General features: G+C 37.8%; 12 protein-coding genes. 7 read left to right on the top strand and 5 right to left on the bottom strand.

The features are described 5' to 3' along the window. Nucleotides 1–28: 28 nt before the first annotated feature. Nucleotides 29–1,600 (bottom strand): 7TM diverse intracellular signaling domain-containing protein, encoded by a 1,572-nt coding sequence (locus EHQ16_RS08755; RefSeq protein ID WP_135631607.1) that lies wholly within the window; start codon nt 1,598–1,600, stop codon nt 29–31. A 112-nt stretch (nt 1,601–1,712) separates the two neighbouring features. On the opposite strand from EHQ16_RS08755, the gene EHQ16_RS08750 reads away from it, so the two are divergent. Next, nucleotides 1,713–2,615: a LamG domain-containing protein gene (locus EHQ16_RS08750; RefSeq protein ID WP_135631605.1), complete on the top strand. Its 903-nt coding sequence runs from the start codon at nt 1,713–1,715 to the stop codon at nt 2,613–2,615. A gap of 33 nt (nt 2,616–2,648) precedes the next feature. On the opposite strand, the gene EHQ16_RS08745 is transcribed toward EHQ16_RS08750, so the two are convergent. Then, complete coding sequence (locus EHQ16_RS08745; RefSeq protein ID WP_135631603.1) at nt 2,649–3,275, bottom strand: class I SAM-dependent methyltransferase; 627 nt, start codon at nt 3,273–3,275, stop codon at nt 2,649–2,651. Between the two features lie 114 nt (nt 3,276–3,389). After that, the gene (locus tag EHQ16_RS08740; RefSeq protein WP_135631601.1) at nt 3,390–4,244 is read right to left on the bottom strand and encodes an LEPBI_I2678 family protein; all 855 of its coding nucleotides are present in this window, start codon (nt 4,242–4,244) and stop codon (nt 3,390–3,392) included. Between the two features lie 174 nt (nt 4,245–4,418). Between EHQ16_RS08740 and EHQ16_RS08735 the strand changes: the two genes are divergently transcribed. The 5 genes from EHQ16_RS08735 to EHQ16_RS08715 all read left to right on the top strand — a co-directional run bounded on the left by EHQ16_RS08735 (nt 4,419) and on the right by EHQ16_RS08715 (nt 10,088). Further along, nucleotides 4,419–5,030 carry a hypothetical protein gene (locus EHQ16_RS08735; protein WP_135631599.1) on the top strand — a complete coding sequence of 204 codons (612 nt, stop codon included), beginning with the start codon at nt 4,419–4,421 and terminating at the stop codon, nt 5,028–5,030. An 84-nt stretch (nt 5,031–5,114) separates the two neighbouring features. Further along, a complete protein-coding gene (locus EHQ16_RS08730; RefSeq protein WP_004785733.1) occupies nt 5,115–5,696 on the top strand; it encodes a CarD family transcriptional regulator in 582 nt (193 codons plus the stop codon). 38 nt (nt 5,697–5,734) lie between these two features. Beyond that, nucleotides 5,735–6,772 carry a PIN/TRAM domain-containing protein gene (locus EHQ16_RS08725; RefSeq protein ID WP_135631597.1) on the top strand — a complete coding sequence of 346 codons (1,038 nt, stop codon included), beginning with the start codon at nt 5,735–5,737 and terminating at the stop codon, nt 6,770–6,772. Nucleotides 6,773–6,796: 24 nt separating this feature from the next. Further along, the gene (locus EHQ16_RS08720) at nt 6,797–8,560 is read left to right on the top strand and encodes an apolipoprotein N-acyltransferase (protein WP_135631595.1); all 1,764 of its coding nucleotides are present in this window, start codon (nt 6,797–6,799) and stop codon (nt 8,558–8,560) included. Then, nucleotides 8,541–10,088, top strand: coding sequence for a hypothetical protein (locus tag EHQ16_RS08715; protein WP_135631593.1), 1,548 nt, complete (start codon nt 8,541–8,543; stop codon nt 10,086–10,088). Before EHQ16_RS08720 ends, EHQ16_RS08715 begins: the two co-directional genes overlap by 20 nt. A 55-nt stretch (nt 10,089–10,143) precedes the next feature. Here EHQ16_RS08715 and EHQ16_RS08710 read toward each other — a convergent pair whose 3' ends face one another. Both EHQ16_RS08710 and EHQ16_RS08705 read right to left on the bottom strand, forming a co-directional pair. Next, nucleotides 10,144–10,593 (bottom strand): hypothetical protein, encoded by a 450-nt coding sequence (locus EHQ16_RS08710; protein WP_244242009.1) that lies wholly within the window; start codon nt 10,591–10,593, stop codon nt 10,144–10,146. Nucleotides 10,594–10,677: 84 nt separating this feature from the next. Then, nucleotides 10,678–11,319, bottom strand: coding sequence for a flagellar filament outer layer protein FlaA (locus EHQ16_RS08705; RefSeq protein ID WP_135631589.1), 642 nt, complete (start codon nt 11,317–11,319; stop codon nt 10,678–10,680). A 64-nt stretch (nt 11,320–11,383) separates the two neighbouring features. Between EHQ16_RS08705 and ompL47 the strand changes: the two genes are divergently transcribed. Continuing rightward, nucleotides 11,384–12,466, top strand: coding sequence for a multi-beta-barrel domain surface protein OmpL47 (gene ompL47 / locus EHQ16_RS08700; protein ID WP_135631587.1), 1,083 nt, complete (start codon nt 11,384–11,386; stop codon nt 12,464–12,466). Nucleotides 12,467–12,546: the final 80 nt, after the last annotated feature.

The raw sequence follows: 12,546 nt of genomic DNA, 5'->3' as shown, positions 1-12,546 counted from the left end.
GTAAAGTGTTTCCTTGGGTTATCTGGACTTAGGATTTCTTTTTGTATTCTCCGGGTGCAAGTCCTGTCGATTTTTTGAATTCCGCATTGAACACTGATTTCGAGCCAAAACCTGTTGCAAATGCGATGGCAATCACCGATAACTCCGGTTTTGTTTTTAGCAATTCTTTGGCCTCTTTGATTCGATAGGAATTCAAATAGGATCGGAAACTCATTCCTAGTTGCGAATTGATTAGTTCCGATGTTTGCTGTAGATTGAGTCCGATGGCAAGAGATGTTTTTTCTAAATCCAAAGTTTCATCTAAATATGGTTTTGTTTCAGACATCCATTTCTCTAGTCGAATCACAAACTCGTTAGTGTTGACCGAATCTAGTTTGGATTTCGTATAACGTGTGTCTTTGGAATTGTTTATGGAGAGAAGTCTTTGTAAAATTTCATTTCTTTCCCCATCCAAATCTTTGTATTTTTGAAGGAGGTTGAATAACAAAAAAAACAAATCGATGGGAAATATGAATATGGACCCATATATGACCGGCAGAGAATAAGGAATGATTCCTAAGTAATAAAAAATAGAAATGTATCCGGAACAAAGGTAACTCCCCCAACAGAGGAGAAAGAATTTTATTTTTTTCTCTCCCATTAAGTAAACCCGAATCCCGGCAGTGAGGATGATGGGAACCGATATCAAATAAATGAGGTTGATGATTCTAGAAAAGATCCTATTTGTTTCGGTGAAAAGGATACTGAAAGAGGATATGAGTCCAACGAGTGCCAGTAGGGTTAAAATGCGATCAACCCAAGGAGTTTTTTGTTTTGTGTTTAAAAATATTCTTACGAACTGAAAAGAAGCGGCGATTCCCAAAGCCAAAAAGAATAAATTAGACCTACTTTGCCACCAGGTTGCACTCGGCCAAAAAGTATGGAAGGAATTCCCGAATTGAGTGTTGAACCACAAAGTCGTTGTTAGTATATAGACTCCATAGTAAAAAAATTCATAAAGCCGAAATGCAAAGAGATAAAACAGGCTGATGAGAAACATAACGGCACAAAATCCCAGAATTAAGTAGATCACTCCGGTTTCTAAAATAATTTTTTTGTGAAAGGCATTCTCATCCATAGAGAAAATAGGAAAAGAAATGAGGGAAACAGATTGAAGTCGTAGGTAAATATAATTTTTATTTGTTAGTTTGAGCCTTGGGATTTGGAAACTAGGATCCAATGCTTCTGGAACGGCCCAAGTGGATTTAGGATACGCATCTCCCGTTTGGAAAGATAAATAGGACGATTCGTCCGGTAAAAAAAGAATCGCATTGTCTAATGCCTTCCACTCTAAAGAAAGGATTTTATCTGGTAAAAAAGCGGGGTCACTAGCTTTGGCACGGAGCCAGATAATATCTTTTGTAAAATGAAAAGAGAGAGAATCTCCTTTTATGTTTTGCCAAGATGTTTGTTTCTCTACATCTTCCAAGGACATCGCCCCTTCTTGATCGCGGAAGGATTCAAATCGATTCGTAATGTTAGTTCTGCTGTGTTTCTCTTCGGAACAGGATAGACCAGCCGTCAAGATCCAAACAAAAAACAAAAATCGAACCCATTTCATTTTGAATCAGTTTTAGATTTTTTTGAAAGCTTACAAGTTTTATTCTAAAAAAGAGTCCTGAAATATAGTTTAGGACGACCCGTTATTTTTTTCGGATATGCTAGATGATTCTATGGAAAGTAGTTTCCGAATCATCCAACAAATTCGATTATTTGTATTTGTATTCTGTTTATCTTCTTATTGTCAGCCGAACGCTTTTAATAATACGGGAGATTATGAAAGTAGATCATTCACTGAAACTGAAATTTTAAAATGTTTTTTAGAAGGGCGTTGTGGCCCTAAAAGCACCTATGGTTTCCAAATCCCACCCGCGCTTGTCTCCGGTCTTTATGCATGGTATCCTCTGGATGGTGATATCAATGATAAGAGTGGAAGTGCTCATCATGGATATTTCCCCGGTGGAATTTGGCCTGTGACTACAGGTCCTTCGTATACTCTCAGTCGCTCCAACCTGCCAAACGGTTCTGCATCCTTCAACGGGACGGATCAGTACTTTGGCAGTGACTTTACTCCTCTTTGCAACGAGGACTTTGCCATTGCTTTATGGATTTTTCCTAACAATGCGACGAACAATCAAATTATGAGTATCCAACAATATATTGGTGGCGATCCAGGGCCCAGACTTTTATTGGATGCAACAGGTCATTTCGAGTTTTCTGCATTTTTTGACTTTTGGGCTAATGAAGATCTTACACTAGGGACATCTTCAACGGTTTTAACTGCAAACGTATGGACTCATATCACTTACGTTCATAATGGAGCCACGCAGCAGGGAACAATTTGGGTCAATGGAGTGGGTGTGGGTGTTACCTCTGATCTTACTCCCAATGCTTCGCAAGTCACCGGATGCATTACGGGTAGTTCATCGCGTCCATGGCGTACAGGAAAACCACTAAACATCGGTTTTGGTTTTGATAACCCTCGTTTTTATTCAGGAAGGATGGATGATGTTTGGTTTTTCAAAGGACGTCAGCTGAGTGCAAGTGACATCTCCACTTTGATGAGCCTTCCTTAGCTAATCATTTGTTTGAATGGTGATAGGGTCATATTACTTTTTTAGTATAATGATTCTATTTTGAATTTCTAAAGTTTTGAAACCATAATGATTCAGAATCCAATCGAATGCCGTCGTAGTATAGAAAAAGGTATGTGTTTGGTCGTTTTTATAATACCATTTTTCAAAATTGATACTGTCATCATAGGGGTGGGTTAGGATATATAACGACCCATTTTGTTTTAGTAATCCCTTTAGTTTTTGAAACTCTAGTTTTGGGGAATGAAAATGTTCCACCACTTCTGTCAGAGTGATATAATCATAGGTTTCTAATAGATTTTTGTCATAAGGATGGAAAAAGGGATCATAAATACGAATCGAATAACCGTTTTGTTTTAAAAGATACTCAATCGCGGAATGTGGTCCCGCACCAAAATCCAATCCATCCTCATCTGGTTTCTGAAATTGAAGGACTTTATCGACGATGGGTTTTAGAAAGTTTTGGTATTTTATATCATAGATGTCATTGTTATGTTCTAGATATCTTTTGTTTTCTTCCTCTTTTGTAGGTAAAAAACTTTTTTCCATAAATATGGACAAACAATGTGTGCAACGTAAATAATCTCGGAATTTGTTTTTGTAGAAAGGGATTGAAGGAGATTCACACAGGGGACAATTCATAGAAAACTGTTTCCAATTTTCTATGAATTAGGAATTTTTCAATCGATATTCAACGGGAGAGTGTTTTGTGAATTGGTTCTTCCAATTCCCATTCGATAGAAATATTCATTGAAACTAGGGATTAACCTTTTGCATAAAGATTGATTTTGGGCAAAGTCTTGCCATATTGAATCTTTTTAAAGTTGTCTCTGATGATAAATAAGGATTTGGTTTTCCTGATGAGATCAAAGTATGTGTGGAAGTATTTTTTACCGAATCGAAATCCGTACAAACAGCAATAGCGGATGCTGGTTGGAGAGTTAGTTTACTGGTAATTGGAGTTTTTGCAGTATATGTATGTTGATAATTTCCTTTTTTAAATGAAGTATAAAATTTTGATTGTACTTCAAAATTACCAGGTGCAAACAAAAATGGAGTGTTCTTAATATCGTATTTGTTTCCATCACCATCAGTTACAAGTATTTCCGTAACATACCCATTAAAAACAATGAGTCCTTTAGTATTTTTTAACTTCGAACGGTCTAATTCAAATTGTTTATAAGTTGGCGTTTCCGTTTTTTCCTTATAATTTTCATTCACTTCCAATTTGATGTTTTCACTTGGCGATTTGTAAATAAACAAAGCATCATTGGCATGATCGATTAGAAATAAAACTGGGGAAAATAAGAAAGTTAATAAATTCAAATAAGCGTAAGTATTGAATTTCTTTTCAATTATGACAGTTTTCGGCTCAAATCCATCCTTCTCGATTCTATAGGTAAACTTTTTATCGGATTTATATGGATACTCTATTTGGTGAAAGGTCTCACTCACTTTTTCATCATCTAAGTAAATACTTGATTCTAAAGGATCAGCATACACTTGTATTGGAACGTGAGTGGTTGTTTTGAACATTGAAGCACAACCTATTGTCAGTAAGGTTGTCGTAAATAATGCTAATTTTGCGATATTCTTTAGTCTAGTGGTCATAGAAACTGAAACTAGTTGTAAGCAAATTTGATGCAAATTCTTTTCTCGACCATTGTTTATCCTTATCTATCTTACTTTGATTCAAAGACTAATCGGGTAAGATTTAATCAAAAATCATTCTATTTTTTGGAATCGGCGTCCGACAATTAGAGTAATAGAGATACCGGAACGCCCATGCAAAATATAGATTATTCAAGAAAGCTTAGATCCGGCCGACCTTTTGAGGGCGAAGTTCCCTCTTATTCTCCCCAAACGCAAGTTTCTTTTGGAAGCACTCAGAAACCGAAATCAGCATTCATCCTTCTTGTTGGTGGAATTTTGCTTTTTACTTCAGGTATGGTGGTGGGAATCCAACTCGGGCAAAAGGAAACCAAATTTAAAGAAAACTCGGAAACTTCTTTTTCGAATGTAGGTTCTCATAAATTACCATCACCAAAGTTGACCGAATCTAAGGAAGATGGAGGAAACCAAGAAGAAACAAGTTCTGAAGGAACTGATTCTCCTTCAGGATCTCCGTTTCCGGCCACTTTGAAATTCCCTCCGAAAAATGACCAAATCAACTACATGGTACAAATTGGGGATTTCACACCGGAAGAAGCAGTGGCAGTCGGAAAACAACTCATTGATGCAAATCCTAGCTTAAGAGGAAGGATTTTCCGTACCTCTACGGGTAAACTTTTCGCTGGGTATTTCTATCGTTTGGATGATGCGAAGGAAACCTTGGAAGCCGTAAAATCAAAACTCCCAAGCTTAACGGACGCCCAGGTAAAAACCATTCGATTCTAAAACTATTTTTGCCAACTTTCTTGACATTCGTCAATTTTCAGGTATACTCATGGCAAGAGTATTTACGGAAGTTATTATACTTACTTGGCTACAAAAAAACTAAACGAAAAAACTAAAGAGCCTAAATTCAAGGTGGGGGACTACGTTGTATACCCTATCCATGGAGTAGGTGAAGTCACAGAAGTTGCAAAAAAGCTGATTCTGGGAAAGAAAAAAGACTGTTACAGTTTGGAAATTCAAGGTTCCAAAATGAAGGTCTCTATCCCTGTGGATCGGGCAATGGATGTGGGTATCCGGTCGATCATTGATAAAAAAGAGATCAAAAAAGTTCTCACTCTCCTAAAAAAGGATGAGGTCGACACGGAAGAGGACTGGAAGGTCCGTTACCAGAACAATATGAACAAGATCAAATCTGGTTCCATTTTCGAGGTGGCTGATGTTTGCCGTAATCTTTACAGACGTGCCTATGGCAAAGAACTTTCCATTATGGAAAGAAAGCTCTATGAGAGCGCCTATAATTTAGTAAAGATGGAAATTGCACTTAGTAAAGGTGTACCCCAAGAAGAAGCAGGAAATATCGTCTCGGACGTATTAGCGGCTTCGGTTCAGGGAATGGCTCCACCACCGCCTCCAAAAGAATTGGATGATGATCTAGATTTAGAATAAACTTCCGTTTTACTCAACTCTTTTATAAGGATTGAGTTATGAAACACTTACTTTCAGCCCTTGGGACAATTTTTGTCTCTTCGGTGTCGTTTTTCTTCTTATATTCGGAATCGCAAAACCTCGTTTTGGCGGGGGTACTTGCTGGAATCATTCTCCTTTATTCCCTAATCCTCGTGTTAGGTGAGAGAAAACTATTCCCTGAAATCAAAGCTGATCTTGTACTTTGTGCCAGTGTAGGAGCACTTCTTGGTTTGTCCATTGCGGCCTTCCCTGTCAGTCTCTTGAACGATTACGGATATAAATCCATCGCTATTTTTGTAGCGGTTCTTTTTTTCTTAACAGGAATCAAAACCGGAGTGGCTTTCGCTAAAAAACCAGGACTTGGTATTTTTGGTGGCGGAAGTGGGGCTGCGGGTTCTAGTTTTCAAATTCCTGGTTTAGATACTGCCAATACCCAAATCAAAGATAAAATTCTGGATACCTCTGTTGTGATTGATGGTCGTATTTTAGATATCGCTGATACTCATTTTCTAGATGGTCCACTCATCCTTCCAAACTTTGTGTTACGTGAGATCCAACTCATCTCCGATTCTTCTGACCCAATCAAACGGGCTCGCGGAAGACGTGGTCTTGAGATGTTAAACAAACTCCAAAGAAAAGGTTCTATCGAAGTTAAAATCACTTATACTGATTATTCAGATACAAGAGAAGTGGATGCAAAACTTGTCAAACTAGCACGTGATACTGGTGGAGCTGTTGTTACTAACGACTTCAACTTAAACAAAGTGGCTGAGTTACAAGGGGTTCGCGTTCTTAACTTGAACAATCTTGCCAATGCACTCAAACCAGTGGTTCTTCCTGGTGAAGAGTTTCAAATTTCCGTCATCAAAGAAGGAAAAGACGAAAACCAAGGGATTGGTTATTTGGAAGATGGAACCATGGTTGTGATTGAAAACGGTGGTCACTTGGTAGGAAAGGATGTACGTGTGGTTGTCACAAGTATCATCCAAACTGCTGCTGGTAAAATGATTTTTACAAAAGTGCAAAACGGTAACAATAACTACAACAAATCGTAATTTATTTTTAGTAGTCTAACGGATATGAAACTCTTACGTTTTTTAATTTCACGCGAAGGTATCATATCCGTTTTTTGTTATTCGCTCACTGCTGTATTTTCCTTCCTTTCGTTTGCTCCCTTAAATCTTCCATTTTTTGTTTGGGTGGCTCCCTTTGGACTTTTTCTCATTGAAAAACGAAATCGGGGGGAATGGAAAAAACTCATCTATCACGGTTTTGGTTTTTCGATTCTTTTTTATTTAGTATCCTTCCATTGGGTTTACCATATGACCACTGTTTTTGGTGGTTTTGATTGGTATTTGGCAGTTCCCATTTTTATTGGTTCTGCCATTCTCCTTAATTTTAAATTTCCTGTTTATCTTTTGTTATTTTCCTTTTTGGCAAAACGAGTGGGAAAATTTTTCCCCGTCATTGCATCTATATCCATTCTATTTGCGGAATTTTTTACACCCCAAGTGTTTCCTTGGTATTTTGGAAATGTTGTGGCAGAAAATCAAATTTTGGCACAAAACGCGGAGTATGCGAGCGCATACGGACTATCCGCATTTCTCTTTTTTGTTTCTTATTATTTGTTTTCATTCAGAAAACCAAAAACATTATTTCGTGTACTGACGAACTTTCTCTCGAAACATAAAGGATACCAAAAACAATTTTTATTTGGCGGTCTCAGTTTAGTTTTGGTTCTCGTTTTGTTTTTCGGGAATGGTTATTATTTATTTCAAAAATGGTCAAAGGTTAAGCCGATTGCTGAACGTGATGTTCTTGTGATCCAACCGAATGCACCATTAGAATTTCGCGATGGAAGAAATCCCGTTGAAGAGATTCGCAATTTAATGGCAAGGATCGATTCTTTGGTTGAGAGGGAATTGGAAACAAAACCTGCAGATCTTGTTGTTTTGCCTGAGTCAGGAATTCCTTTTTTCACAACTCACGATACGGAAATCACTCGCTATAGCCGTATCTATTGGCATCAGTTTGAATCATTGATGGCCATCTTAAGTTTACGGCATGGAACTAATTTGTTTTATAATGAATTGGATGCGGATCTAAGTTCAGATGCCCTTCCTGGTCGTATATCCCGAAAAGACATTCGGATGTATAATTCTTCTGTTTTGATGAATCCAAATGGAGAAAGAAGGAACAGTTATCAAAAAGTTTTTTTACTGATCTTTGGGGAATACATGCCGTTCGAATGGATGTATGCTTTGTCTGGCCAAACCGGACAGTTTGCACCGGGGACAAGTTTCAATTTGATTCCCTATTATGAACCAAGAAAAACTCACACCTCGCAGACGAAAAACCTTCATTTTGAAGATACAGTAACCATAGGCCCGGCAGCTGTTCGTGAATACTATTCCAAAGACAAAATAGAAGAAAAACAAATCGGAAGTTTTTTACCTTTGATTTGTTATGAAGTCATCATCTCCGAGTTTGTTAGAAAGTTTTCGGGTGATCCTGATTTTATAGTCAATGTCACGAATGACAAATGGTATGGTAACTCAGTTGAGACATACCAACACCATACCTTAGGTCGACTTCGTGCGATAGAATTTCGTAAGTGGATAGTTCGTTCTACTAATTCCGGTACGTCCGTATTTACAGACCATCTTGGTCGTAATATAGATAATGATTTTACTCCTATAGAAACAGCTGCTGTGATTCGAAAAAAAGTACAAGTGATTCCTGGCGAAATGACTTTTTACCGGTTGTATGGGAATTTACTTTCTTATTTGTACATGGGCATTGTAGGACTCGTGTTTTTCTTTTATGTTAAAAGGAATTCTTAAATTTCTATTTGATAGTCGATTTTATATTGCTCTCTATATTTCTGTAGTCTCCCACATAACATTAATTATCTATTCGTTCAATCATTCCGACTCTCCCTACCAAAAAACTTTTTGTGGCCCCCCTTGGATTTACGAACAGGAAGAAGAAAAAGAACTCAGTTTTCAAATGAGTTTTGGAAATTCGATGAGTGAAACGGGAAATTCAGATTCTAGCGGCGAACCTGGTGAAGGTGAAGAGGGAGAAGATGGCGACGGAAACGGATTTTCGAAGGGCAAATACAAAGGGAGTCAATGGGAAGAATTAGTCAAAGATTTAGAAGGGACGTCCTCTTTACGCAAACAATTCAAAAATGATTACGACCAAATCAATGAGAACTCAGGTGTTGCGGATTCCTATATCAAAAGAAACCGTGATTATGAAGATATCATTGTTAAGGATGTTCTCCCAACAGTAAAAGGGATTCGTGATCCTTTTCGCGTAGATATAGAAACGGCCGAGGACAATTTATTTGTCCACAAAGAACGAAACCGAATCATTGAAGAGTTTCGAAAAGGAGAGGAGTCATCTCCACCGATTACGATGCGAGTTTCCAAAGAAGGAGAGGCGGAACCAAAATCTCCGTTATCCATGTCCAAAGAAGATCGGACTCGTTATTTAGATAAAACACTCAAACAGAAAAAAGAAAAACAATTGGATGAGTTTATCTCCCGTTATATGGGTTATGATCCAGACAAAGGAGACTTGAGTCAGTTTGTTCGCGATTTGTATTATGAAAACTTACAAAGATTAGCTTATCCTTTTAGTGGTGATCCCAGTTATTTTGCCATTGATTATTTTCAAGAGAACTTAAACAAAGAAGACTTCCTTCGCCAAATGATGGCGGCTTTGTCCCAAAATCTTGGAACTAGTACCGGTACAGAAATCCTTTTTACCATCGAAAATATTTATGAAATTCAAGGCCGTGCTCTTGAACAATACTTCCAAGCTAAAGAATATTTGAAACTGGCAACACCGGAACAAAAACAAACTTTACGTTATGAAACTCTACGACGAGTGGAAACAAAATATAAGAAACTTTTACAAGATAAAAAATTATTCACGAACAAAGATGTAGAAGAAGCATATTCTAAAAAACGAATTGATATTTTAGAAACAATGATTTCAAAAACACCAAAAGGGTATCGCCTGAAAGATGGGTACTTTGAAAAAGGACGTGTCCTTTGGGAATCCGGTGTTCTACGGAAGGATAGTAAACTCCAAACGGAAGCCATCAAAACTTGGAACCGAATTCCGGGACTACCATCTAACGGGGACTTTTTAAATGAAAAAGCTTATGAGAACATAGAACTATTGTTAAGAGATTTGGGAAACGTTACTGATGCAGAAAGGATATCCGCTCATACAAAAGACCAAATTGAATATATTTTACGCACAAGACTCGGTGAATCCATGATGAAGAAAAAAGAAAGAGAAGATAAACTGCTTTGGCCTAAATCTAAGAAACCAGTCGAACCCAATCAAAACTAACCAACTATAGCGGCAGTTTGGTGGTTTAAAGTAATTGTTTTTGTATTCGGCTGGGTTAGATTTTTAAATTTTCCAGACCGTTTTCGTGGAATTCGGTTGCCCACTTGTCATGAAAAGGAGTTTCCTTTTCAATTCGTTCTTCGATTGCCATTTGAGAAATGGCAGTTTCCCCGTAGTGGCGGAGGAAATCTCTATGTGCCAGTCTTTCAATCAGAGCTTGCCAGAATACTTCGTCCTCGTAGTCTTCTAAAATATCAACGAGTCCACTTTCTTCCTCAAATTCACGAGTTAAATATGGTTCCCCGTTGTTTTGGTCGATTTGGACAATATTCCCTAGACCCGCGTGATCGGCCTGCGCAAAAACATGACGCACCACATCGGCAAACCGAGAGTCTGTATCTGGTTCGTCTTCTGAGCGATCCTTGGCTTGCAAGGTGGAAATGACCCAATCTCCCATGTATACTAACTTGAGCAGGGTTTCGTATTGTTCTAGGGACAGTTCCATTTGCATTTAGGATCAGGTTCGGTCATGAGGTTGGGAAGAAAAGAGTTTTTTTTTAGCGAAGACTTTGTTCGATTTAACGAAAATTCAGTCTTCGAGGAGGATTTCTTTGTTACGAAGGGGTCTGTATTTATCTCGCACAATGGCAGTTATGTCATCAATGGCGATAAGAACTTCTTGGTTGGGATCATTATTTTCATAAGGCAAATAAAAGAATCCAAGGATTCGAATGGAGCTCTTTTGTAGAAAAACTCGATCATTTTGATCAAAATTTTTGGATATGGAAACGGTGATGGATTTCCATCCTCTATAATTCAAAGAAGTTAAGTTGAGTTGTCTCACTTCTGCATCTTGTGATTCTATGATCAGTGTTAGGTTCCCGTTGGATTGTGAAGAATAAATGGGAATGGTGATTTCTTTGATGAAAGCATTCACTTCAATGGGTTTTGGGAAATATAAAGAAAAAGGGAAATTGGCATCTTTGGGAATTCTTAAGACCAGGGCTTGTTTGGATCCAGGGATGGGAGCAGTAAAATTGGTAGAAAGAGTGATTTCCGGAAGTTTAGTTCCTTTTTCCAATTTTGTACGTAAGTTTTCCACATTGTAATTGGATAATTCAAAGTTTTCGAGAAGAATCTCCCTCCAAATCCCGGCCTCAGCCAGAATCGGAACCATTCCATATAGGAAAAGAAAAAGTGTAAGTTTCCCGAAGTTTCTCAGTGCAATCATGTTGACAATAATTCCTTAGAAGGGGGATATATATGTTTTATCTGTAAAAAGGAGACTTATACAAATGCAGGCGCACAAATATCTTTTGGCCATACTGACAATATCTTTCGCAGGCCAAATTTCAGCACAGGTTGCTGCACCAAAAGCCACTACTTCCACAAAAGACCAGGCAATCAAAAAAACAGAATCCACTTCTACTCAAGCCAAAGACGGTGTTGATAAAGTTGAGACAACTGTAAAAGACATATTGGGTGACAAAAAAGAATCAGGAACTTCTACTTCTGATGCATCTGCTCTTTTCATTACAAGTAAAACTACTTTTTCATTAGATGCAAAAGACGAATCTTCCACAATCGATTTTATTGAGTGGAAACCTAAAAACGGCGAATACAGAAAGTTTACACAACCAATTCGTATTGCTGAAGAAGGTCTTACTGAAGTATATTACCGTTCCGTTGACAAAGTGGGAAACGCAGAAACTCCTAAAATTTTAGTGGTTCATGTGGATAACACAGCTCCAAGAGTGAGTTTAGTTCCTCAAGAACAGTTTTTTGTTTTAGACGGAGTTCCTTTTGCTTCTAAAAACAATACATACACTCTTGTAGCAGAAGACCAACAAACTGGTGTTGAAAAAATTCAATTCAGTATCAACCAAGAAGCTGCTAAAGCTTATGCTGATCCAATCAAATTGGAAAACGGTGGAGCAAACGTAGTAAAGTATTCTGCAACTGATAAATCAGGAAACTCTTCTCCTGAATCTTCACTAATCATTACTGTAGATGATGTAAAACCAACAGTAGAAATCGTTCCTTCTTTTCCACTTGTTGACATCAATGGAAAAAATTTCCAAAGAAAAGGGAATGTATTCTATGTGAATGCTACTGATAAAGAATCTGGAATCAAAAAAGTTTTAGTAAAAGTTGATGAAGAAGAATACAAACCATACGTAGAAGCAATTGCTATCGAAACGCAAGGTGACCATGTGATCAAAGCAATGGCTGTTGATAATGTTGGAAACCAATCTGACGTGGTGGAAGTAAAACTCACTGTAGACTTAACTCCTCCAACTTCAACAATCCAAAAATCAACTGAAGCACCAAAGGCAGACACAACTCCTACTCCGGCAGAAACTACACCTGCTAAGTAAGTTTACCAAAAAATATAGAACCGCTACCTAGCGGATAGAAACCCCTTTCATTATGAGAGGGGTTTTCTTTTTATCCTTTG

Origin of the sequence: Leptospira kanakyensis (genome assembly GCF_004769235.1) — a bacterium.
GTDB classification, from domain to species: domain Bacteria; phylum Spirochaetota; class Leptospiria; order Leptospirales; family Leptospiraceae; genus Leptospira_A; species Leptospira_A kanakyensis.
This window is presented reverse-complemented; position numbering and strand designations above follow the sequence as displayed.

Excerpts from the sequence above, each read along its gene's own strand:
- EHQ16_RS08740 (WP_135631601.1), bottom strand. The coding sequence starts at position 4,244 with ATGACCACTAGACTAAAGAATATCGCAAAATTAGCATTATTTACGACA.
- EHQ16_RS08750 (WP_135631605.1), top strand. The coding sequence starts at position 1,713 with ATGGAAAGTAGTTTCCGAATCATCCAACAAATTCGATTATTTGTATTT.
- ompL47 (WP_135631587.1), top strand. The coding sequence starts at position 11,384 with ATGCAGGCGCACAAATATCTTTTGGCCATACTGACAATATCTTTCGCA.
- EHQ16_RS08735 (WP_135631599.1), top strand. The coding sequence starts at position 4,419 with ATGCAAAATATAGATTATTCAAGAAAGCTTAGATCCGGCCGACCTTTT.
- EHQ16_RS08755 (WP_135631607.1), bottom strand. The coding sequence starts at position 1,600 with ATGAAATGGGTTCGATTTTTGTTTTTTGTTTGGATCTTGACGGCTGGT.
- EHQ16_RS08720 (WP_135631595.1), top strand. The coding sequence starts at position 6,797 with ATGAAACTCTTACGTTTTTTAATTTCACGCGAAGGTATCATATCCGTT.
- EHQ16_RS08725 (WP_135631597.1), top strand. The coding sequence starts at position 5,735 with ATGAAACACTTACTTTCAGCCCTTGGGACAATTTTTGTCTCTTCGGTG.
- EHQ16_RS08705 (WP_135631589.1), bottom strand. The coding sequence starts at position 11,319 with ATGATTGCACTGAGAAACTTCGGGAAACTTACACTTTTTCTTTTCCTA.
- EHQ16_RS08710 (WP_244242009.1), bottom strand. The coding sequence starts at position 10,593 with ATGGAACTGTCCCTAGAACAATACGAAACCCTGCTCAAGTTAGTATAC.
- EHQ16_RS08715 (WP_135631593.1), top strand. The coding sequence starts at position 8,541 with ATGTTAAAAGGAATTCTTAAATTTCTATTTGATAGTCGATTTTATATT.
- EHQ16_RS08745 (WP_135631603.1), bottom strand. The coding sequence starts at position 3,275 with ATGAATTGTCCCCTGTGTGAATCTCCTTCAATCCCTTTCTACAAAAAC.